This window comes from Paenibacillus allorhizosphaerae (assembly GCF_042659105.1).
GTDB lineage: Bacteria > Bacillota > Bacilli > Paenibacillales > NBRC-103111 > Paenibacillus_G > Paenibacillus_G allorhizosphaerae.
Window position 1 is genome coordinate 261,973 of record NZ_JBHSRV010000006.1, and the last position, 21,731, is coordinate 283,703.

Below are 21,731 nucleotides of genomic sequence, written 5' to 3' on the forward strand. Positions count from 1 at the left end.
CTCTCCCAAAAAAATAGTAACAAACCAGCATCCCGTTTATCGGGAATGCCGGTTATGGTTAAGCAGCGGAACTGTGGAACCAGCCCATTCTGCAAAACGGGTTGCCATGATCCGGTACCCCTCCGCATTCGGGTGCAGCCGGTCCGGCAAATAGGAGCCGTACGTCTCTCCGAACAGGTGAAGCCCGTGCAGGTAATAAAGCTTGTCGTCTCCGCGCCGTTTGAGCAGCGTGACAACGTCCTCGATTTGTTCGCGCATCTTCTGAAGATTGAGGCCCACCTTGTTCTCGTTCGTTTCGCGGTCCGGACTGTAGATCGGCGAAATGACCGCAATCGGCGTGTCGGGATGCTTCTCGCGAATGATTTGCAGAAAGCCGATGAGCGCGGGACGAAACGTTCGCTCCGAGTAGGATGAACCGCCCATAATGTTGATGCCGACGCACACGGAGATAAAATCGGCCGGCAAATCGCGAATCATCCGGGCAACCATCGGTTCCATGTGGCAGTTTCCCCCGTACCCCAGGCACGTCAAATCGAGACCGAGCTCTGCGGCAGCCAGAGCGGGCCAAGTTTGCGAAGGGCTTGCGGCTTCAGCGCATTGCGTAATCGAGCTCCCGTAAGCGACCCAACGAAACTTCTCTTCCGAGGAAGCGCTGCATGTCGCCCCGCTGTCGATGTTCACTTCCCGGATGCGTACGGGCTGCTTTTGCGACAAGTAGATTTCGACAAGCTTCGTGCCCGAAGGCAGTGACTCGAACGATGCCCACTCCGATCCCGCTTCCATAAGGGCCGTATGCACCAGAACGCCGTTCACGACGCAATCCATGGCGATCTCGTAGGCCTCCGGAACCACTCGAACTTGAACACGAGACGAATCCGTGTGAAAGCTGAGCCGGACACCGGCCGGAATTTCCGCTTTTCCGTTAATGTGTCCCGGTTGAAACAGCTCGGCATCCCGGTACGGGACGCGCCACGGCTTCACCCAGCCCTCCGTCGCTTGAATCGAAACGGCGCCCTTGAACAAGCTCTCGTTCAAATCAATAGACTGCATAGTCATCCCCAATCTTTCTGAGCATTTGTCCACGAAAACTCCAAATGCTCACTTGTTTGTTTTATTCTATCACGCGTCATTCTGCCTGACAATAAAATTCGACACGCCAGGTTTTGCACTCTGTTCAGCTTTAAAGCAGCACATCATCAGACCGCGCCACCCCGAGCAAAACTATTGACGATTCAGTTGAACACGGATAACATATTTTGTATTCTAAGCCAGATTGGGAGGACTGACAAGTGAATATTATTTTTATGGGAACCGCCTCTGCAGCGGGAAGCACAGAGCGGGATAACACCTATTTGCTGCTCACTCATAACGAAGATTGCTGGTTGATAGATACGGGAGGAAACCCGCTTGGCAAGCTGAAACAAGCCGGTATCGCGCTCGATCGGATCAAGGGAGTGATGCTGACCCACTTCCATGTCGACCATATGTACGGGCTGCCGTCCTTGCTGTGGGGCATGTGGATTGGGGGAAGAACGGCTCCCTTCACGGTGTACTGCTCTTCGACCGGAGAAGCGCAGCTTCGCGCCATTCTGGAAGGTTACCAGGTTGCGCAGTGGCCGATCAAATTCGATCTGCGCATTCAGGCGTTCGACTGGACACAGCCGTCACGCTTATTCAGCGAGCAAGGGATGACCGTCTCAACGTTTCCGAGCTTGCACGGTGTACCTACGGTCGGCTTCAAGGTCGAAACGGAAGATCGCGTGTTGATCTATTCCGCCGATACGAGCCCGAATGAGCGGATCTGCAGCGAGCCGAAGATCGATATGCTCATCCATGAAGCGACCAAAGCGCGGGGCAAGATGAAAACCCATACGAGCCTGGAAGACGTCGTCCGCTTCTATCCGATGGAACGGATCGGCAAAGTGTATGCGGTCCATTTGACTGATCATGAGCCGTACCACGAAGTGCTGACCGAGTGCAGCGAATCCGTCCGCTCTAAAGTCGTGCTCGCGTCCGACATGATGACCGTATCCTTATAAGCATTCAGCATACATAGCTTTCAGCCAAAACCGCTCGGCAAACATGGAGCGGTTTTTTTGCGAATAAAAAAAACGCCGCGCAGCATAATACATCCATAATCAGTTAGAAATGGAATTATATATCCACTCCATAAACTACCGTCGTTCTTTTTTTAAGCTTCGTCGGCAACAATATGATCGGAGCGGTTGTTTCCAACCTTGCCGCCGTTCCCGTTGCCGCCATGCTGATCTGAACTTCGCAGCTGACCGTCCGCTGGATCGTCTTTTTCGCCTTTTGTACGGCGGGATCGATTGGTTGTTCATACGTCTTGGCGTATACGAGCATCATTGGTGGAAAATAAGGTATACCGTCGTCTCGCTGCTCTTTTTCTTTTGGCTAACCCGAATGTGGATACGCCAAGTGAAAGCGGGCAAACCTTTGTTTCGATATATTACATATTTCATGCACGTGTTTTGTTTGACCGATACGCTCGTGTTCGCATTCATCGGTCTTCTGGTTAAACGTCCGCGTGCTGCACACGCTGCGCCATTCCGATCGGCTCAAGCTTGGCGTGGCGGTGCGCAAATAATAAAAAAACAGGCCGCCCTTCACCCATCGTCGAATGCGATGTAGGGATGCCTGTCTCAGCTCTGTTTAAACCATGATTTTACAAATATCGTTCGTAAATTCGACCGGATCTTGAATCGGCAATCCTTCGATCAGCAGCGCCTGGCTGTACAGCAGGTTCGTGTACAGTTTCAGCTTCTCCTTATCGCTGTCGAACGCGTCTTTGAGCGATTGGAACACCGCATGGTTCGTATTGATTTCAAGCACTTTGTCGGCTTTCACATTCGGATTGTTCGGCATCGCATTCAGCACTTTTTCCATCTCGATCGTCACTTCGCCTTCGGTGGACAAGCAGACCGGATGCGTTTTGAGCCGCTTCGAAGCTTTGACGGTTGTCACTTTATCGGACAGCTGTTCTTTCATGTAGTCGAACAATTCCTTGTTCTCGTTCTTCTCCGCATCGGATTCCTTCTCCGTATCGTCCGCCTCGATGCCGAGATCGCCGCTGGACACCGATCTGAATTCTTTGTCCTTGTACTTCATAAGCATCTTGATTGCGAATTCGTCGATATCGTCGGTAAAGTACAAGATTTCATAACCTTTGTCGGCCACAAGTTCCGTCTGCGGCAGCTTCTCGATTCTTTCGTTCGATTCCCCGGTCGCGTAGTAGATGTACTTCTGGTCTTCCGGCATTCTCGATACGTACTCTTCCAGCGTCACTTGCTTCTTCTCTTTGGAAGAATAGAACATGACCAGATCCTGCAGCACTTCTTTATGCGTACCGTAATCGCTGTATACGCCGAACTTCAATTGTCTGCCGAACGACTTGTAAAATTGGTCGTACTTCTCTCTTTCATCCTTCAGCATACTGAGCAGTTGGCTTTTGATTTTGCTCTCGATGTTTTTCGCGATCAGCTTAAGTTGCCGGTCATGCTGCAGCATTTCTCGGGAAATATTGAGCGACAAGCTTTCCGAATCGACCATCCCTTTGACGAAGCTGAAATAGTCGGGAAGCAGGTCGGAGCATTTGTTCATGATCAGTACGCCGTTCGCGTACAGTTCGAGCCCCTTCTCGAACTCCTTCGAATAGTAGTCGAATGGAATGTTCTCGGGGATAAACATGATCGCCTGGTATACGACAGCCCCGTCCGCGCTGATATGAATATGCTTTAGCGGCTTGTCGAAGCCGTAATGCTTCTCGGCGTAAAACATTTCGTAATCTTCCGGCATCAGCTCGTTTTTATTTTTTCTCCAGATCGGAACCATGCTGTTGACGCGTTGTTCTTCCTTGTAGTCTTCGAATTCGTTGTCGCTGCCTTCTTTCGGTCTACTGCCCGTAACGTCCATCTTAATCGGATACCGGATGAAATCGGAATATTTCTTGACGATGGATTTCAAACGATATTCTTCCAAATACTCGTCGTAGCTTTCGTCTTCCGTATTGGCTTTTATTTTCAAAATAACGTCGGTTCCGACCGTATCTTTCTCGCACGGCTCGATTGTGTATCCGTCCGCACCGGTCGATTCCCATTTGTACGCGGTATCCGAGCCCAAAGCTTTACTGATGACCGTCACGACGTCCGCTACCATGAACGCGGAATAAAAGCCGACGCCGAATTGGCCGATAATGTTGTGCCCTTCTTGTGCTGCGTTCTCCGATTTGAAGGCAAGCGATCCGCTCTTGGCAATGATGCCCAGATGGTTTTCCAGATCTTCTTTGGTCATCCCGATCCCGGTGTCGCTAATTGTGAGCACACGGCTTTGTTTGTCGGGAACGATTTTAATAAAATAGTTGTCTTTGTCGAAAACCAGGTCTTTATCCGTTAACGCTCTGTAATAAATCTTATCGATCGCGTCGCTGGCGTTGGAAATCAATTCTCTCAAAAAGATTTCTTTTTGCGTATAGATCGAATTGATCATCATTTCCAACAGCCGTTTGGATTCTGCTTGAAACTGCTTTTTCTCCATTTGAATCTCTCCTCTCTGGCGTTGCAACAGTTACATCGATTTGCGTCAATTTCAGTTGTCTACAAATGAAACAATGCGATAGTCGTTATTAGCACTCTCGCTCTATGAGTGCCACCCATTCATTTTTATATCATTCCTCATTTTTAATGTCAATACGAGATCAAGCCGGCGTTGCACGAAAGAACATATCCGCGAACCTAATATCACAACAAAATATGGCTGCGCTCCCTCGATCGCAATATGCATTCCAAACGCGCTAAATAATTCCAATTCGGGATGGTTACACTAGTACTCAGTCGCTTTCTGCGCCTATGCCGCTTATGTGATCGAGATGGATATGGCGTGGCGCGCGGCAGCAATGAAGCAGTACCGATGGGAGAGAAAATGCAAGTGACCGGCAATGGGTGGAAAAAAAATATTGTCCTGTTCCTGTTCAGCCAGAGCATTTCGCTGTTCGGGTCTTCTTTGGTTCAATACGCCATTATGTGGTATATCACGCTGCATACGCAGTCGGGCATCATGATGACGATCTCGATCCTTTGCGGCTTTCTGCCCACGTTCTTCCTGTCTCCGTTCGCCGGGGTATGGGCCGACCGCTACAACCGGAAGCTGCTGATCATCGTCTCGGACTCGTCCATCGCCGCCTCTACAATGCTGCTGGCCATCCTTTTTTTGTCCGGCTACGACGCGTTCTGGCTGCTCTTCGTCGTCTCCGCAATCCGCGCGCTCGGTACGGGCGTGCAGACGCCGGCGATCAGCGCGTTCGTTCCGCAGCTTGTGCCGGAGGACAAGCTTACGAAGGTGAATGCCACCAACAGCAGCATCCAATCGCTCGTTACGCTTGTATCGCCAATGCTGAGCGGCGCGCTGCTGTCGATGGTGTCTATTGAAGCGATCTTCTTCATCGATGTCATTACTGCGGCGATCGGGGTGCTGATGCTGCTGCTGTTCCTGAACGTGCCCGCTCATGCCAAAGCTGCGTCCGGTCAGGCCGTCAGCTATTTCAACGATATGCGCGAAGGCATCGCCTACATTAACAACCATGCCTTCGTCAAAACGTTCTGCCTGTTTAATGCCGTGTTCATGATGTTGGCCGCGCCCGTCGCTTTCCTGACGCCGCTGCAAGTTTCGCGCAGCTTCGGCAACGATGTATGGCGCTTGACGGCGATTGAGGTCACGTTCTCGGGCGGGATGATGATCGGCGGCCTCGTTATGGCAGTTTGGGGCGGGTTCAAAAACAAAGTGCACACGATGGGGCTGTCCAATCTGGTGATCGGCGTGTGCACCGCTGTTCTAGGCATTGTGCCGCTGTTTTGGCTGTATTTGCTTTTTATGGTATTGACCGGGGTGGCGATGCCTCTCTTTAATACGCCGTCCACCGTCCTGCTGCAGCAAAAAATTGATGAAGCTTTGATGGGCCGGGTATTCGGCGTCTTCGGCATGATCGCAAGCAGCATGATGCCTCTCGGGATGCTGGTGTTCGGACCGGTCTCCGATGTCATTCCCATCGAATGGCTGTTGATCGGAACCGGCCTGCTGATGATGGTGCAAAGCCTGACGATGCTGGGCAACAAAGTGCTGCTGCAAGCAGGGAAACCGGAGCCTGCGCGGGGATAGATTTCACCAGAAGACGGTGAATGCGTCCGGTTATTGCTCCTTCGGCTCGACACTCCGCTCAAAGCTGTCGCCCTTCATCCGCTCATACTGCATCCGAAATAACTCGATGACAGCCGGCACATCTTCCGCTCCACGGATGTACCGCGTAACCCACCCGGAATCCGGATATATATGATGCGGATGCGCGCGACCGCTTTCTACAAGCTCATTCCGCATGTTGCGCGGGAACAGCAGATCGGCTATGCTCTCCCCGTGCAAATGCCCGAGCTCCTTTCCGCGATATTGAAACTCGATTCCGCCGAAACGGTGCGGCCGGACGATCACTCCCTCCCAAGAGAGAATCTCCGCCTCCAGTTGTTCAAGTATTGTATTCATCGGATCATCGCACTCCTTTCGATGTTGGCTTCCCACTACCCTTTGACCTGAACGCTCGTCTTCTTCGTTCCGAACTGTGCGCAGTACACGAGCAAGATGACGGCATGCAAAGCGGCAAGCAGAAGATACATATTGCTGAATACCGCGCTGCCGGGATTCACGTTGATTGGATTCCACGGGTGGGCAGCTGAAAAATCGACCAGCTTGCCGTATACGCCGGTAGCAATGCCTTGCATAATGAAATTAAGCATCGAGAAAATGCCCATGCCTACGCCGATCATCTCTTTCGGCATCGTCTTGGAAACGGAATTCGACATCGCAATGAGCATGAACGATTGACCCACGTTGCCGAATATAAGGAATGCGGCAATAAGCCATGGCGACACGGCCGTAAAGCTCGACAGCAAAACGAAACAAGCTAGCAACGATGCGGACGCGATCATAAATAAATAGGAATTTCCTTTCAAATCCGCGAGCTTTCCTCCTTTGCGCCCCAGAAACGCGGAAGCGGCAGCGGCCGGAACCATGGCGAAGCCGATCCAATACGACGGCAGTTCAAAGATGCGGGACAGCAGCAGCGGACTGAGAAAATAAAGCGAAACACCGATTCCGTTTATGATCACGGCGATCATAATGCCAAACGTGTAGCTTTTGTTGGCGAAGATGGCAGGCTGTACAAACGGAACGGCGGCGGACCGGATACGCACGACGAACAACGCGCCGAAGAGCAAGCTGCCAATAAGGTAAAGCCAGGCTTCGTTCGTTACGCCGAGCAGGAGAAGCGAGACAGCGGCTGCGAGCAATCCCCCGCCAAGCCAGTCGAACGTACCGCCATTATTCTGTTCATCGCCTAAATAGTTGCGGTAAAAAGGAAGCGTGATCAGGATGAGTAGCGGTACGCCGAACAACCAGCGCCAATGCGCGACGCTGACGATAATCGAGGAAATGACCGGACCGAGCGCGCTGCCGAGCGCGAGACCTACGGCGGTCATGCCGAGTGCGGAACCTCTGCGTTCCGGCGCGAAGTAGCGGATCGGAATAATGACGGCCGTAGCCGGAATGGCGGCGGCGCCGGCCGACTGTATGCACCTGCCGATGAGCGCCATCCAAAATGTATGCGAAGCCAGGCCGATCAAAGAACCGAAGGCAAACAGCAGCAGTCCGACCGTCAATACATTTTTCAACTTGTATTTGTCGGCCAGCTTCCCGTAAGTAACCGTTCCAATGGCGTAAATCAAAGTATACGCCGAAGTGAGCCAGCTGACTTGTGCGATCGTAAGGCCGAACTCCTTGCTGATTTCCGGCAGCACAATGTTAAACATAAGAGCGCTCATCGATGACAAAGTGAGCGTGAACATCAGAATGCGGATCAATATATCTCCTGATTGCCGTGGCGCTTGCTTTTCCATGTTTCGTTTCCCCTTCCAAAAGTAAAATCATCCGCAATCGCATGCATGCATGTACTCACTTGCATTAAGGCTGTGAAAAAAGCTCCAAATGCAGGAGCCTATTCGCAAAAGTTTTAGAATCCCAATCAAGTCAGGGCGTTAACGCCCTTGTAAACGTTCGAGCGCTTTGTTCGATAAACGCGTCCATCGTAACGGACGGGAATGAAGCGCCATCCGAATGCAGATTGCTAATAAACGCGCCGTAGTTCATCCACATAAAGGACAATGCTTGCAGTTCGGTATCGGTCTCAATGAGCTTGCCCTTCTCGTACATCGTATTGAAATACTCGGCCAGCATTCCTTTCAACTGCTGAGGATGCTTATTCGCTTTCTCGCGAAACTCGGAGAAAATGCCGCTTTCCTTGAGCGCGATCTGAAGCATTTTCCGGTTGCGGTACATAATGCTGTGGTACGTCCGGCTGATAAGCAGCAGATCGTCATACAGCTCCCCTACGAGCTTCTCTCTAAAAAGCTTCTTCATCTCCTCGGCGTAGTGAAAATGATGAAAAGCCGATTCAAGCAAATTTTGCTTGCTGCCGAAATGACGAAACAGCGTAACTTCATTCACGCCGGCGGCGGCGGCAATTTCTTTGGTGGAAACGCCGTGGTACCCTTTCTCCGCCACCAAATCAATGACGGCCGTCAGCAATTTCTCGCTGCTGCTTTTAGTCTGGCTAACGGAATTCTCCTCCTTCCCAGCTCCTATGTATCCTTTCTCGCTCCGTTGACTTCGTCAAAGGTCACTTCGTAACGATACATTTACGCTCATAGTATGCAAGTGCTTACTTTCATTTGTAACTATCTTACGGCAATTTTTGCAAATAGTCAAGGTGCCGATCGCCGGAATGATAATGAGCGCAGGGAATGCCGCACGATGGTGGCCGCTTTCGTTTCTCGCCAGAGAAGAACCTGCGATCGAAAGCCCCCTCCATAATGTTACACCCATGTTGCAGATGAAAGACCGCACCCTAACGGGTGCTGCCGAGAAACCCGGGCCGTTCGTCTTCTTTCGAAAAATTTACGTTGCCATATAATGCTCCCGCAGAAACGGACCGGTGAACGACGCTTCGACCGCGGTCACTTCCTCCAGTGTGCCATCAGCCACAATCGAGCCTCCCGCTACCCCGCCTTGGCGCAAACAACCATGGGACTCTCCATTAACGGTATCCGGCAGCGTTCGCCGGCTTTCCCGCATCCTGAACCTCGACGATATACCTCCAGCAATCCAGCTGCGATCCGTCCAGATCGCGGAAACCGTATATAGGCGCGAGCTGTCCGCTGGACAACGATTGCCCGTTCCAGCGGGCGACTTCCGGATCTGCGGCAAGCGCCGCAACGGCGCGACCTACGAAGCGCGGCGTTTCCGAGATCACGAAATGCGGCTCCTTCGCGGTGGCGCCGCGCCAGTTGTCCTCCTTGACGCCGAAGTGATCGAGCATGATCTCGGAGCGCATCCAGCCTGGCGTGAGCGCCACGGCCGTACATCGATACGGTAAAAGCTCGTGCGCGAGCGATTGCGCCATGCGGATGACCGAAGTTTTGGCCAGATCATAGAACAGCGATAATCGATAGTTTTTCATGTTGTATTCCACCGTTCCGTCCGTCATCTCGACGACCAGCCCGCTCCCGGTTCGCGTGAGCAGCGGCAGCGCAAAATGGCTTGTAATGATATGCGTATCAATCGCAAGCCGGAGCGTGCGAAACCCTTTATCGAGAGAGTGCTCCCAAACGGGCACATTCCACTCCGTCATATACTCCGCGCCCCACACATCGTTTACCAAAATATCGAGCCGTCCCTGCTCTTGCTCTATCCGCGCTACGAGCGCTTGCACTTGAGCGGGATCGAGATGATCCGTCGGTACGGCGATCCCTGTCCCGCCGGCCGCGGTTACTAGTTCTGCCGTTTCCTCAATGGTCTCGGGACGGTTGTACTCGGATCGCTGCGCGCGTGTCGTACGCCCTGTCACATAGACGGTAGCTCCGGCCGCTCCCAATTCCGTCGCAATGCCCCGGCCGGCGCCGCGGGTTGCTCCTGCCACCAAAGCCACTTTTCCAGCTAACGATTTCATTGTTTTCTCCCCCTCGAATGAATGATTCTATCCGATTGTAGAACATAACGATGTCATCTCTTGTCATAGTTGAGAGGAACGAATCAAATTGTGCTTCATGTTATTTATTTATACACTTTGTTACAATGTAGAGAGTCCCTCAGAAGCCAAAATCGAGCGGTTTTCCGGTTTCCGCGATGGATTTGATATTGCTCAAAATCATCCACCAGTACCGCTCGGTTTTGCCGAACAGCGGGTTATTCTCGGTCCATTGATCGTTGATGAGATGCAGCTTGGTGCATGAACCGAAAGGCTCGAGGGTTAATGTAACGCGGCTTTCCATCTCGGCGTGTTCGGCATAATGGGAAGGGCCAGGGTGGTCCGTATAGCTCAATACCCGGCTCGGTTCATACGCCAGCACTTTGCCGTAGATATGAACCGTCTGCTCGCCGTCCGCACCGGGACCTACGAATTCAATATCGTCGCCGACGCGGCAAGTCGAACGGATGACCCCGCCCAGAAACGCTTTGAACGATTTTTCCGGATGGAACAGCACGTCCCACACTTCATCGGGGTGCGTGCCGATATAAAATACGTACTCTAGTTTCATCGTAATGGCCTCCTTTTATGAAAAAAACGATTGTCCTGCTGCGGCGACAAAGCTCTTTACCGCAGACCGATTTCATTGAAACTATAGCACGGGTCACGCTCTCGTTCTTGTAAAAACGCGCCAATATACTATGAGGTGAACTGCTGTGACTAAAGAACGAAATCCGAATATGGGGATACTGCATTACGATACAGGAAAAACGAAGTTTTCGCTTACCCGATATCTTCCTTCCGACTACCTCCGCTTTTTTGTACAGCATTATTGGCTCGTCGATTGGGATTTGCGGGGACAAGCCCCTTATGCCCAAGAGGTTTTGCAGCATCCGGGAGTAAACGTCGTTTTCGAGCGGGGTCATTCCCGCATTTGCGGCATCGAGAGTAAAAAGTCCGCCCACGTTCTCGAAGAGAAAGGACAGATCGTAGGGGTCCTTTTCAGGCCGGGGGCTTTCCACTGCTACTTTCAGGAGCCGATGTCCGCGCTTACGGACCGCATCGCACCGATTTCCGACTGCTTCGCTATCGATAGCAGCGCCTTTGAACAACAGCTGTTCGCGCTGGAGGATAGGGAACAACGGATCGGGCTCGTGGAATCGTTGCTTCGCCAAAACATGCCGGAACGCGATGAAACGGTTGAATTGCTGAACAATGTAATCGATAAAATCATCCATGATCGCAGCATGACCAAAGTCGAACAGCTCGTCGACCGTTTCGGCGTCCCGAAGCGCACCTTACAGCGCTTGTTCCATGAATATGTCGGGGTGAGTCCCAAATGGGTCATTCAGCGGTATCGGATGCACGAAGCCGGCGAATTGCTGGAAAACGGAATGGATATGGCGCAATTGGCGCTAGAGCTCGGCTACTCCGATCAGGCCCATTTCAGTAAAGACTTTAAGGCGGCAGTCGGCAAATCCCCAATGCAATATGTCCGGAATAACAACATTTGAACCAAGCCGGCGCAAAACAAATCCCCCGCAAGCCGAAGCCTGCAGGGGATTGCTAATCTATTGTTTGCGTCCTCCTCCGGAAGACGCCGCGACGGTTATTTCCCTAGCGTTCAATTATTGGCCGCATCGAGCAGAACGGCGTTAATCCCGTTCAGGAAGGCATTGGCGCTCGCTTTAATAATGTCCGTATCCATCGCGCGTCCGGAATAAATTCTGCCTTCGTATTCAATGCGAATGTTCACGCGGCCCATCGCTTCTTTCCCGCGGGACAGGCTGCTGATTTTATAATCCTTCAACTGCACTTCCAGGCCGACCAAATTTTTGATGACGCTGTACAAGGCATCAACCGGGCCGTCGCCGACGCTGCTTCCTTTGATCGACTCCGTGCCTTTTCTGAGCTTGATGGTAGCCGTAGGATACAGATCGTTGCTCACGACCTGGAACGATTCCAGCTCGTACAGATGGGTGCTGCCGTCGCCCAAGGTACGGTGATTGGTGACCAGATAAAATACGTCGTGATCGTACACTTCTTTCTTCGCATCGGCCAAAGTGAGAAACTTCTCGAACAGCAGCTCGAAGTCCGCCGCATCGCTCGTATCGAAGCCCATTTTCTCTACGGCGTTTTTGAAGGCGTGCCGGCCGGAACGGGCCGTCAGGATCAATTCCATACTTTCCGCCCCGACTTCTTCCGGCGACATGATCTCATACACCTGTTTATCTTTCAGCAGGCCGTCCTGATGAATGCCGGAGGAATGCGCAAAGGCGTTCTCGCCCGTAATCGCTTTGTTCACCTGCACATCCAGCCCCGTCAAATGGCTCACAAGCCTGGACGTTCTCAGCAGTTCTTTCGTATTGATATCGGTGTAGCAGTTGTAAGAGCTTTCCCTTACTTTCAGTGCCATGACGACTTCTTCCAGAGAAGCGTTGCCGGCCCGTTCGCCCAAGCCGTTGATGGTGCACTCTATTTTTTGCGCGCCGTTTTTGATCGCGCTGAGCGTGTTGGCCGTCGCCAGCCCAAGGTCGTTGTGACAGTGCACGCTGAGGATGACACTGTCGTTCAAATTTTTCAGACGGTCGTTAAGTCTGCGAATCAGGTCGCCGAACTCCTCGGGAATGGCATAGCCAACCGTATCGGGCACGTTAATCATCGTCGCTCCCGCTTTTACGACGCCTTCGATCGTTTTCCACAAATATTCAAAATCCGACCTCGATGCATCCTCCGTGGAATATTGCACATGGGGCAGCAATGTTTTCGCGTACTTGACCGCGTCAACCCCCATCTGCATGACGGCGTCCTTGGAGCGGTTGAATTTTTTCTCCACGTGAATGTTCGAGGTGCCGAGCACGATATGAATGAGCGGGTTTTGCGCCAATTTCACGCTTTCGTAGACGGCGTCAATGTCTTTTTGGACTGCACGGGCCAGCGCGGTAATCGATACGCTGTCACCTACGCTGCGGGCAATTTCCTGCACCGCTTGAAAGTCACCGGCGGAAGAAGCGGGGAACCCGGCTTCGATTATGTCTACGTTAAGCCGCTTGAGCTGCTGGGCGATCTCTATTTTTTGATGTATGTTCAGCTTGGCGCCCGGTACTTGTTCGCCGTCGCGCAATGTTGTGTCAAATACGATAATTTTACGGTTCATTCGATGTTCCTCCTAAGCAATTGGATTGTCTGTATATGAAGCGGGGTTGATTAAACCCGGAATTTAACCAACAAAAAAACCCCGTCTCTACGTATAGAGACGAGGTTGAACCCGCGGTACCACTCTAATTCATTTCTTGCGAAATGAGCTCATTCGATGGCCATCACCATCTATCCCTGTAACGGTGGAACTCCGGCTAACCCTACATATCAGGCAACAGTTCATAGACGAGTTCGAAATGATTAACGCTGCCGCTTCGCACCGACCAACGGCTCTCTGAAAGGTTAACTCACTTCTACTATTTCTAATCGCAACATTTGAATTTTGAATTAATTATTGGCAATTATATGCCGTGCGAATCGTTTTGTCAATAGCAGGCACTGTACTTTTTTATCGTTGGACGCTGATCGCCGGAAAAATGTCTCACCCCTGTCTGCACGGCTGCATAAGGTATGCTATCGGGCAAAAGCCCACAACACGCTTCGAAGGGCAGGGAACGGAATGGCGACCTCTTATATGGATTTTACTTCGCCGCATGCGCAATTTACTTACGATTTGAGCCATAATCAGTTTTTCAAAAAGGATGAGCGGAACTATATCAACGCTCTTTCCATCAACGAGCTGAACACGCTTGGAAACGTATCGATGCTCGATATTTTTCTCAGCACGAGCAATGTAGTCGAACCGCATATCCATCAAAACGCTTCTGAGCTTGTCTATTGCGTAAGCGGCGCAGCTGTAGTTTCGATCGTTAATCCTTTTACAAAAGAGCTGCTCCATTTCCCCATCCAGCCGGGTCAAGTCGCGAATGTGCCCCAAGGCTGGTGGCACTACGAAATCGCTTCGGTCGATAACACGCATTTAATCGCCATCTTCGACGCGCCGGTTCCGGAATTCATCGGCGGTTCCGACCTGCTGCGATTGACACCGGCTAGCGTGCTTGCACACACGTATTGTCTCGATGAGGCGAAAGTAAAAGAGACGCTCGCTCCGATCACCAATACGGTCTTCATCGGCCCGCCCAACGATTGCAAGCAAGCGCAAGCGCAAGGCAAGACGGCGGCGAACCCCGCTTATTCGAATCCGGCCCACCCGAACCAGCAATATTATGGGCAGCACCATCGCCAGAACTTCTACTATCCGCAGTACCAACAGCCGGTCATCGGCAATGGGATCGGGTATTGGAACCAGTACTGAGCGCAAGGCCGGTTCCGGCGAAACATAGCCCCGTCATATAAAAAAATCGTGATCCGTCGAGATCACGATTTTTTGTCATATATAGAGCACGCGCATCTCTTGGAAGGTACCCTCAGACTCCGACGAGCTCCTGCGCAGCCCATTCGGGCACTATTATGCAGGCCCAAAAGGCTTTTTCATATTAACCGGTCATGACTCATAAATTACGATGTACGTTTCGTTTAGAAGTTCCTTGCTATTTCATGCATTGGAGGAATCCGATACCTATGAAAACTAAGCCGCCGAACAGCGAAAAACCGTTTAACGTCCCTCAGCCGATCAGGGTAGACGGTGCCGGAGGGCCGGATCTCGGCCCTCGCGATGTGATGCGGGATCTGGAAAATCCGGATTTGTTAGTCCCTCCCGTTACGGATTCGGGGCTAGTGCCGAATTTGAAAATGTCGTTCTCCGACACTCACATGCAGCTCAATCAAGGCGGATGGTCCAGGGAAATCACGGTGAGGGATTTGCCGATCGCCACCACCCTTGCAGGCGTTAATATGAGCTTGACTCCAGGAGGAGTACGCGAGCTGCACTGGCATCAACAAGCGGAGTGGGCCTACATGATTTGGGGCGGTGCACGCATTACTTCGATCGATGCGAACGGACGCAACTTTATCGCGGACGTCGGACCGGGCGATCTTTGGTATTTTCCGGCGGGCTTGCCGCATTCGATTCAAGGGCTTGCGGAAGGCTGCGAATTTTTGCTGGTGTTCGATGACGGACATTTCTCCGACCTGAATACGCTATCGATCTCCGATTGGTTTGCGCATACCCCCAAAGACGTCCTATCCGCCAATTTCGGCGTCCCCGAGAGTGCGTTCGATTCCATCCCGTCCGAACAAGTGTACATATATCAAGATCAGCCGCCGGGTCCGCTAGCCAGTCAAGAAGTGCAGTCCCCTTACGGCACGACGCCTCTGAGCTTCAAGCATCGACTGTTGGCCCAAGCACCGCTGCAAACATCCGGCGGATCCGTGCGCATTGTGGACTCCACCAATTTTCCGATCTCCAAAACAGTGGCCGCCGCCCTGGTTGAGATCAAGCCCGGCGCGATGCGGGAACTTCACTGGCATCCGAATAACGACGAGTGGCAGTATTATCTTACCGGGCAAGGGCGCATGACCGTATTTGCAGGCAACGGGGCAGCGCGGACCTTCGATTATAGAGCAGGGGACGTCGGCTATGTTCCGTTCGCTTTCGGCCACTACATCCAAAACACCGGCGATGAAACCTTATGGTTTTTGGAAATATTCAAGAGCGACCGGTTTGTCGATATTTCCTTAAACCAATGGATGGCCCTTACCCCACGGCAGCTTGTGCAAAACAATTTGCACGTCGGGCCGGAGCTGATCGAGCATCTGCAAAAAGTGAAATCGCCGGTCGTCAAGCATCCCGGATTCACTTACTATCCCAAATGATCGCAAGGAACGGATAGTGTCAAGGATAATATATTTTCATGGAGCGATACTTTGTTTCACTTGATAATTCAACAGTGACCGTCTGACGAACAATATAAAAATCAATAGCGAAATGACAACCGAGACGCTGCTGGCCGTAAACAGAAACGGATAGCCCGCGTATTGGGAAACCCATCCGAGTACGATCGACCCCAGACCGATGCCCAAATCGAATGCGGTCATGAAGGTCGCCGTAGCCGCCCCTCGTTTGTCCGGATCGGCCAGCCGCAAGTTGGCCGCTTGAAGGGCCGGCTGCGCCGAGCCGAATCCGATGCCGTACAAAATGGCGGCAATGATGACGCCGGTCAGTCCGTCGGCAGCGCTTAACACGAGCAAAGCGGCAGCCGTGACGATCAGCGAAGGCACAATAACGAATGCCGCTCCCCTTCGGTCGGACAGTTTGCCGGCGACGGGCCTAATGACGGTGAGCGCGAGCGCATATACGAGGAAGAACGTGCCCGGATTCACCTTGATCGATTCGGAGAACAGCGGCACAAATGCCGTAATTCCGCCATACACGACGGCCAGAAAAAATGTCGTCGCCGACACGGGCAACACCGATTTTTCAAATAGGACGATACGTCCCGTTCCGGCTTTCGGCTGGAACGGGATTTTTGTAGCGAACGCCACGAGCAGCGCCGCTGCGGAGCATCCCGCCGCGGTAAGAAACAACCCATGGGATGAATGGTTGTTCATCAGCCATATCCCGAGCACCGGCCCGATCGCCATCGCCGCCGTCATCGCCATGCCGAACCATCCCATCCCCTCCCCGCGGCGGCTGGCCGGAATCACATCCGTGATCGTGGTGCCGACAGCGGTTGTGGAGAACGCCCAGCTGATGCCGTGCAGCACCCTCAGTGCCATCAACGCCGCAATGCCGGCGATCCAGTCGTACACATACATCGACAACACGAAAACGAGCAGTCCCCATATAATAAACGGCCGCCGGCCGTACCGGTCGAGCAGCCCCCCGACGACCGGCCGGAACACGACGGCGGACAAAGTAAATACCCCCGCCGCCAGTCCGACCTGCGACTCGCTTCCTCCGAGCTGCTTAATGTACAGCGGCAGCGTTGGAAGCAGCAAATATAGCGCGGTAAACAAGAACAGCATAGCTACCGTCATTTGAATAAACGGCCTGGTCCATAGTCGTTCCATCGTTATTCCTCCCTTTCGATTCGTTCGATTTCCTCTGTGACCCACTCGATATCGGCCTCGCCGACACGCAATCTGTGATCGAACACGCGAAGCAGCTGGTTGCGTTGTTTGGCCGGTTCCGGTTTATGCGAAATAAGCTGCGTTTCGAAGTTTTTCACGTATTTCCGTATCGTCTGGAGATGGTTCAAATACTGCTTCAGACAAGCAAGCCGAACGTCCTTCGTCACATACTGGAAATAGACCATTTTAAAATTAATGAGCCGTTCGGTATCGGTATTGGACTCGAGCGGTTCCTCCATCAGCTCGTGAAATCGGACGCGTCCGGCTTCCGTCAGCGCATATACTTTCCTAAGTCTTCCTCCCTCCGATTCTTCCTCGTGCCGGAGATGGATCTGTCCGCTATCCACTAATCGGGACAGCAGCGGGTACAAGGTTCCCGAGCTGATCTGCCGACCCGGTCCGGCGGCGTTTTTGAGTATTTCCTGGAGCATGTAGCCGTGTTTCTCTCCCGTCATCAACTCGCCCAGCACAAACAATTCGTACATTACCATACCTCCGATATATGTCGAATCGATATATCTTATCGATACATGTATTATATGTCGGACCGATATATGTGTCAACAAGCAGCTGCGTATCAGGCCGTGTCTCGTACAAGCATACAAACAACGCGGCAGCATGAGCTTACGGCGCTGAGCGGTCCTTTGTATACTTGTCAAATCACAAAAAAAAGAACATCTTAAAAAATGATGTTCAAAAAAATGAATCCGATTACTAACATAACTAAGCCGAAAATAATTAATCCTTTGCCTACGCTGCTCTTATCCGGGTCATCATGTAAAACTTAAAACCCGCCCACGATGGCTTGGCGTTCCAAACAATGCAGCGTTATGAAGCGGGCGACTGCAGCTAGAACAAACGGAAGCATGTTCCGGATTTTCCTCTTTACAATGGTCACAAACCTTGTAAGCCATAAGGTTCAATGCGCTCCATTTCAAGTCATTTACGTTGTATTTTACCATAAATAACTAAAATGGTTGGGAACGATTTCCAGATCTTTTTTTGCAAGCTATGCTTCACAACGGCCCATCCCGGCAGATCCGATTTCGGTACAACCGGCGACCCGCCGGTCCAAATGGACGCTCCAGGCGGTCAAAGCGATGCCTGCAACGGTGACGAGCGAGGCTGCCCAAGGTACGGCGGGCAGTCCCAGCGTGCTGTCGATGACAAGCCCGCCGATATAAGCGCCTAGCGCATTGCCCAAATTAAAGGCGGAAATATTCAAAGTCGACGCCAGTTCCTGCGCATGCCCTGCCTTCTGGAGCACGCGGATATTGAGCGGCGTAATGATGCTATACGCGGCCATCCCCCAGACGAACACGGTAACAATCGCAGCGGCTTTATTGTGACTCGTTATGGAAAAGAACGCCATCGATACGGCCAACAGCGCCATACCGCCAAACAGCGTCGGCAGCAGCCGTCGATCCGACCATTTGCCTCCAAGCAAGTTGCCGATCATGGAACCGATACCGAAAATAAGCAGTACAACGGAAATAGCTCCTTCGGATAATAAAGTGATTCGCTCCAAAATCGGAGTAATGTACGTAAAGGCGACGAAGGTGCCTCCCGCTCCAAACACAGTCATCAGCAGCACCAAGATGAATTGGGGACGGCTCACCGTGCGCAGCTGTCCTTTGATCGGTGCGCTTTCGGTGCTCGGCATGGACGGAACCAGCTTCATTATGCCTAGCAAAGCGGCAAAAGAAAGCAGCGTCACGACAAGAAACGGCAGCCGCCAGCCAAACTGTTGACCGAGGAAAGCCCCAAGCGGCGCGCCCAAGATCACGGCGATCGTAAGTCCCGATCCGACCATAGCGATGCTTGCGCCTTCCTTGCCGGGAGGGGCGATAGTTTTTGCCGTGACAACCATGATTCCGAACAGGACGCCGTGCGCCAATGCGCTGATGATTCGGCCAATGATCAATATTGCGTATGTGGGCGCAACCGCGCAGATGCCTCCGCCCACCATAAACAATACAATCAGCGAGCACATCAGCGCTTTGCGCGGCAGTCGGCCGGTCAAGATCGAGAGTACGGGACCGCCGAAGACAACGCCGAGTGCGTACCCGGTTACGAGCATGCCGGCCGTTGGAATGGTTACGCCGATATCGCCGGAGATGGGCAATAACAGTCCCATAGGCAGCAGCTCCGCTGTGCCGATAATGAATACGCAAAGCGCCAGCATCAGGATCGCCGCCGTTCTTCTTCGGCCGCCAAGTTCGTTGGTTGAGTCGATTGGCTCCATCGTTCGCATGCTCATCATCCTCCATCTCCTGTTATCTCAACTAGCGAACAAGCGCCTTGTGAGCTCAAAGAGCCACGCCCGCCGTGATAATCGGCATTTGGCTTTCGGTAACGTAAATTTGCTTGCCGTCTTCCTGCATCGGCGTATAAATTTCCCGGCTCGGTACTTCGTCGTTAATCCGGTAGCCGTTCATCTCAATCCACGAGCCCAGGTCTACACTTACCGCGGATTCCAATTCGGGTCGGCTGATGTGGGTCACCGACGCTACGGTCATTTCCGGAAGCACGTTCGTCCGATACCGGGCAGAGTCCGGCACTTGATGCGGAATCGGGCAAGCGACTTCCAGATTGATGCTGCTCTCGCATTCCAGACAACTATGCCATACGACCATGTGAGGAGCGGTCTGCGGTACGCCGGCCCATTGCAAATACGTGTCGATTTCTTCGAACAATCCGGGAATGCTGGCTCGGCTTGTCGTCTCTCGCAATGACAAGACCATGATCGGCGCAACCCGCTTCACGAGCACTTCGTGCGAAGGCAGCTCGCCGCCCCCCCGCTCAATCTGATGCAATCTGGCTTCGATGCGGGTCAACCGCTCCATTTCCGACTGGACGAGTCTCTGCACCTCGGCTTGCTTCAATCGGAACATCCCGCGAATTTCCGCAGGAGACACGTTGTCATGGAGCAGCTGCCGGATTTGTTCGAGCGTAAAACCGAGATCTTTGAACGCGAGAATCCGATGCAATTGCAGCAGTTGCTCGCTCGTATAATAGCGATAGCCGCTTTGTTGATCCGTATAAGCGGGTTTGAGCAGCTCTAGCTGATCGTAGAACCGCAATGTTTTGGCCGGGACTTGACTCAACTTGGAAAACTCGCTGATTTTAAACATAAGCTTCTCCTTTCCGAGGCCTTGGCATGCCGTTTTTCAACTTCAGAGCAAGTATAAACGTTCTACCGCTGTGGAAAGTCAACTGCTTTTTTATCAGATAGACGTTTTTACTCCTCCCAGCTTCCCCGCTTCGCTTCTTCGACAATCGCCTGTATCCCCTCGTCGATCCGCTCCGGCTTCGCCCGGGAAATGCTGATCCGCAAAAACTTGTCCCGCTCCAGGTAATCCGACAAATAAAATCGCTTGCCGGACATCACGAGAATATGCCTCGCTTCAAGCCGTTTCGTCAGACGCTCCAGATTGACCGTTTGCGGCAGCTTGAATTGCACGTACACGCCGGAGCTTTGTTCCGTTATTGCGATCGGTCCCGCTTCGTTATGCCGCTTCACTGCCTCATTCAACAGGCGAATCCGCGCCGCGTATTGGCTGCCAATTTTGCGCTTGTGCCGCTCGTACATCCCGTTTTTGATATATACTTCGAGCGCCGCCTGCGAAAGGAGCGAAGTGTCGGCATATCTTTTTCGCGTTTGGAACGGACTCAACAGCGCTTCCGGTAATACGGCGGCGCCGAGCCGCAAGCCTGGGAATATGATTTTCGAAAAGCTTTTCAAATAAACGACGTGCGACGTCCGGTTGTAGGCGTAAATCGGATCGAACCCTTGATCTTCGCCCAAGTCGGCCATATAATCGTCTTCCACAACGTATACGTCGTATTTGCCGGCCAAAGCGGCGATCGCTTTCCTCTCCTCCATGCTGTACGAAGTGCCCAACGGGTTGTGGTGTCTGGACATCGTGTAAAAAAATTTGATATCGCCGGTCTTGAATATGGCCTCGAGCTCCAGCAAATCAATCCCCGCCGCGCTGCGCGCAATGCCGCAAACCGGGATTCCCTCCGCTTCAAGGAAGTGCAAATAAATATCGTAACTTGGCTGCTCGACCAAAATGGCCGACTTCCCGTTGGGGAACGGCATTTTCGCCAAAATTTCCAGCGCCTGCTGCACGCCCGATGTCACCACGATCCGCTCCGCCTTCGCAAACACTTGGGAGTCAGCCAAATGGGAAGTCAGCGTAAGGCGGAGCTTCTCCAGCCCTTTCGCATCGCCGTATGTGAACAAGTGATACTTGTACGTATCGATCGCCTGGTTCAAGCAGTGCTGAAAATCCAGGTACGGAAATACGTTGACGTCCGGAGACGCCGATGCGAAATCGATCGTATCGTTCTCCTCGCCCTGCTGCCGGTCTCCGACGACATAGTAGCCGCTTTGCGCGATTGAATAGATCGCGTGGCGCTTCTCCAATTCCGCATAGACCCGGATGATGGTGCTGATGCTGCACTCGTAAGCCTTCGCGGCATTGCGGACGGAAGGCATCTTTTGACCCGGACGATACCGACCTTCCGCGAACTGCTGCTCCATCTCCGAAAGAATAGACACATATTTTTTCAT

Annotated in this window: 19 protein-coding genes and 1 other annotated feature; of the genes, 5 read left to right on the top strand and 14 right to left on the bottom strand. The window is 52.4% G+C overall.

The window, feature by feature from the left end:
• Nucleotides 1-36: 36 nt before the first annotated feature.
• Entirely contained in the window at nt 37-1,056 is a 1,020-nt protein-coding gene (locus ACFQI7_RS22685) for an SGNH/GDSL hydrolase family protein (protein ID WP_230415494.1), read from the bottom strand.
• A gap of 233 nt (nt 1,057-1,289) precedes the next feature.
• On the opposite strand from ACFQI7_RS22685, the gene ACFQI7_RS22690 reads away from it, so the two are divergent.
• Entirely contained in the window at nt 1,290-2,039 is a 750-nt protein-coding gene (locus ACFQI7_RS22690) for an MBL fold metallo-hydrolase (protein WP_218102040.1), read from the top strand.
• 634 nt (nt 2,040-2,673) lie between these two features.
• Here ACFQI7_RS22690 and htpG read toward each other — a convergent pair.
• Nucleotides 2,674-4,554, bottom strand: a complete 1,881-nt coding sequence (gene htpG, locus ACFQI7_RS22695) for a molecular chaperone HtpG (RefSeq protein WP_218102041.1) — start codon at nt 4,552-4,554, stop codon at nt 2,674-2,676.
• Between the two features lie 372 nt (nt 4,555-4,926).
• Here htpG and ACFQI7_RS22700 point away from each other — a divergent pair, with 372 nt between their 5' ends.
• Nucleotides 4,927-6,171, top strand: a complete 1,245-nt coding sequence (locus tag ACFQI7_RS22700; protein ID WP_230415496.1) for an MFS transporter — start codon at nt 4,927-4,929, stop codon at nt 6,169-6,171.
• 30 nt (nt 6,172-6,201) lie between these two features.
• On the opposite strand, the gene ACFQI7_RS22705 is transcribed toward ACFQI7_RS22700, so the two are convergent.
• The 6 genes from ACFQI7_RS22705 to ACFQI7_RS22730 form a co-directional block, all read right to left on the bottom strand.
• Entirely contained in the window at nt 6,202-6,546 is a 345-nt protein-coding gene (locus tag ACFQI7_RS22705; RefSeq protein WP_218102042.1) for a luciferase domain-containing protein, read from the bottom strand.
• A gap of 35 nt (nt 6,547-6,581) precedes the next feature.
• The gene (locus ACFQI7_RS22710; protein ID WP_218102043.1) at nt 6,582-7,955 is read right to left on the bottom strand and encodes an MFS transporter; all 1,374 of its coding nucleotides are present in this window, start codon (nt 7,953-7,955) and stop codon (nt 6,582-6,584) included.
• Between the two features lie 130 nt (nt 7,956-8,085).
• Nucleotides 8,086-8,643: a TetR/AcrR family transcriptional regulator gene (locus ACFQI7_RS22715; RefSeq protein ID WP_230415499.1), complete on the bottom strand. Its 558-nt coding sequence runs from the start codon at nt 8,641-8,643 to the stop codon at nt 8,086-8,088.
• A gap of 369 nt (nt 8,644-9,012) precedes the next feature.
• Nucleotides 9,013-9,189, bottom strand: coding sequence for a hypothetical protein (locus ACFQI7_RS22720; RefSeq protein ID WP_218102044.1), 177 nt, complete (start codon nt 9,187-9,189; stop codon nt 9,013-9,015).
• On the bottom strand, nt 9,152-10,063 hold the full coding sequence (locus ACFQI7_RS22725; RefSeq protein ID WP_218102045.1) for an SDR family oxidoreductase: 912 nt from the start codon (nt 10,061-10,063) through the stop codon (nt 9,152-9,154). The genes ACFQI7_RS22720 and ACFQI7_RS22725 overlap by 38 nt, the downstream gene beginning before the upstream one ends.
• Nucleotides 10,064-10,202: 139 nt before the next feature.
• Nucleotides 10,203-10,652, bottom strand: coding sequence for an SRPBCC domain-containing protein (locus ACFQI7_RS22730; protein WP_218102046.1), 450 nt, complete (start codon nt 10,650-10,652; stop codon nt 10,203-10,205).
• 145 nt (nt 10,653-10,797) lie between these two features.
• Here ACFQI7_RS22730 and ACFQI7_RS22735 point away from each other — a divergent pair, with 145 nt between their 5' ends.
• Nucleotides 10,798-11,595 (top strand): helix-turn-helix domain-containing protein, encoded by a 798-nt coding sequence (locus tag ACFQI7_RS22735; RefSeq protein WP_230415501.1) that lies wholly within the window; start codon nt 10,798-10,800, stop codon nt 11,593-11,595.
• A gap of 110 nt (nt 11,596-11,705) precedes the next feature.
• Here ACFQI7_RS22735 and ACFQI7_RS22740 read toward each other — a convergent pair whose 3' ends face one another.
• Nucleotides 11,706-13,238 carry a 2-isopropylmalate synthase gene (locus tag ACFQI7_RS22740; RefSeq protein WP_218102047.1) on the bottom strand — a complete coding sequence of 511 codons (1,533 nt, stop codon included), beginning with the start codon at nt 13,236-13,238 and terminating at the stop codon, nt 11,706-11,708.
• Nucleotides 13,239-13,330: 92 nt separating this feature from the next.
• Nucleotides 13,331-13,559: a binding site (T-box leader), on the bottom strand.
• A gap of 180 nt (nt 13,560-13,739) precedes the next feature.
• Here ACFQI7_RS22740 and ACFQI7_RS22745 point away from each other — a divergent pair.
• Both ACFQI7_RS22745 and ACFQI7_RS22750 read left to right on the top strand, forming a co-directional pair.
• Complete coding sequence (locus tag ACFQI7_RS22745) at nt 13,740-14,435, top strand: cupin domain-containing protein (protein ID WP_218102048.1); 696 nt, start codon at nt 13,740-13,742, stop codon at nt 14,433-14,435.
• 266 nt (nt 14,436-14,701) lie between these two features.
• Nucleotides 14,702-15,895, top strand: a complete 1,194-nt coding sequence (locus ACFQI7_RS22750; protein ID WP_329958276.1) for an oxalate decarboxylase family bicupin — start codon at nt 14,702-14,704, stop codon at nt 15,893-15,895.
• A gap of 36 nt (nt 15,896-15,931) precedes the next feature.
• Here the strand turns inward: ACFQI7_RS22750 and ACFQI7_RS22755 are convergent, their stop codons facing one another.
• From ACFQI7_RS22755 to ACFQI7_RS22775, 5 genes are all read right to left on the bottom strand, one after another.
• Nucleotides 15,932-17,092 carry an MFS transporter gene (locus ACFQI7_RS22755; RefSeq protein WP_218102049.1) on the bottom strand — a complete coding sequence of 387 codons (1,161 nt, stop codon included), beginning with the start codon at nt 17,090-17,092 and terminating at the stop codon, nt 15,932-15,934.
• Between the two features lie 2 nt (nt 17,093-17,094).
• The gene (locus ACFQI7_RS22760; protein ID WP_218102050.1) at nt 17,095-17,637 is read right to left on the bottom strand and encodes a PadR family transcriptional regulator; all 543 of its coding nucleotides are present in this window, start codon (nt 17,635-17,637) and stop codon (nt 17,095-17,097) included.
• Nucleotides 17,638-18,161: 524 nt separating this feature from the next.
• Complete coding sequence (locus ACFQI7_RS22765) at nt 18,162-19,415, bottom strand: MFS transporter (protein ID WP_218102051.1); 1,254 nt, start codon at nt 19,413-19,415, stop codon at nt 18,162-18,164.
• A 46-nt stretch (nt 19,416-19,461) separates the two neighbouring features.
• The gene (locus ACFQI7_RS22770) at nt 19,462-20,286 is read right to left on the bottom strand and encodes a MerR family transcriptional regulator (RefSeq protein ID WP_218102052.1); all 825 of its coding nucleotides are present in this window, start codon (nt 20,284-20,286) and stop codon (nt 19,462-19,464) included.
• A gap of 107 nt (nt 20,287-20,393) precedes the next feature.
• Complete coding sequence (locus ACFQI7_RS22775; RefSeq protein ID WP_218102053.1) at nt 20,394-21,731, bottom strand: aminotransferase-like domain-containing protein; 1,338 nt, start codon at nt 21,729-21,731, stop codon at nt 20,394-20,396.

What these genes read in the sequence shown, in the direction of transcription:
- ACFQI7_RS22705 (WP_218102042.1), bottom strand. Translation starts at nt 6,546, where the DNA reads ATGAATACAATACTTGAACAACTGGAGGCGGAGATTCTCTCTTGGGAG.
- htpG (WP_218102041.1), bottom strand. Translation starts at nt 4,554, where the DNA reads ATGGAGAAAAAGCAGTTTCAAGCAGAATCCAAACGGCTGTTGGAAATG.
- ACFQI7_RS22740 (WP_218102047.1), bottom strand. Translation starts at nt 13,238, where the DNA reads ATGAACCGTAAAATTATCGTATTTGACACAACATTGCGCGACGGCGAA.
- ACFQI7_RS22720 (WP_218102044.1), bottom strand. Translation starts at nt 9,189, where the DNA reads ATGCGGGAAAGCCGGCGAACGCTGCCGGATACCGTTAATGGAGAGTCC.
- ACFQI7_RS22745 (WP_218102048.1), top strand. Translation starts at nt 13,740, where the DNA reads ATGGCGACCTCTTATATGGATTTTACTTCGCCGCATGCGCAATTTACT.
- ACFQI7_RS22770 (WP_218102052.1), bottom strand. Translation starts at nt 20,286, where the DNA reads ATGTTTAAAATCAGCGAGTTTTCCAAGTTGAGTCAAGTCCCGGCCAAA.
- ACFQI7_RS22710 (WP_218102043.1), bottom strand. Translation starts at nt 7,955, where the DNA reads ATGGAAAAGCAAGCGCCACGGCAATCAGGAGATATATTGATCCGCATT.
- ACFQI7_RS22730 (WP_218102046.1), bottom strand. Translation starts at nt 10,652, where the DNA reads ATGAAACTAGAGTACGTATTTTATATCGGCACGCACCCCGATGAAGTG.
- ACFQI7_RS22750 (WP_329958276.1), top strand. Translation starts at nt 14,702, where the DNA reads ATGAAAACTAAGCCGCCGAACAGCGAAAAACCGTTTAACGTCCCTCAG.
- ACFQI7_RS22755 (WP_218102049.1), bottom strand. Translation starts at nt 17,092, where the DNA reads ATGGAACGACTATGGACCAGGCCGTTTATTCAAATGACGGTAGCTATG.
- ACFQI7_RS22765 (WP_218102051.1), bottom strand. Translation starts at nt 19,415, where the DNA reads ATGATGAGCATGCGAACGATGGAGCCAATCGACTCAACCAACGAACTT.
- ACFQI7_RS22700 (WP_230415496.1), top strand. Translation starts at nt 4,927, where the DNA reads ATGGGAGAGAAAATGCAAGTGACCGGCAATGGGTGGAAAAAAAATATT.
- ACFQI7_RS22685 (WP_230415494.1), bottom strand. Translation starts at nt 1,056, where the DNA reads ATGACTATGCAGTCTATTGATTTGAACGAGAGCTTGTTCAAGGGCGCC.
- ACFQI7_RS22775 (WP_218102053.1), bottom strand. Translation starts at nt 21,731, where the DNA reads ATGAAAAAATATGTGTCTATTCTTTCGGAGATGGAGCAGCAGTTCGCG.
- ACFQI7_RS22725 (WP_218102045.1), bottom strand. Translation starts at nt 10,063, where the DNA reads ATGAAATCGTTAGCTGGAAAAGTGGCTTTGGTGGCAGGAGCAACCCGC.
- ACFQI7_RS22760 (WP_218102050.1), bottom strand. Translation starts at nt 17,637, where the DNA reads ATGTACGAATTGTTTGTGCTGGGCGAGTTGATGACGGGAGAGAAACAC.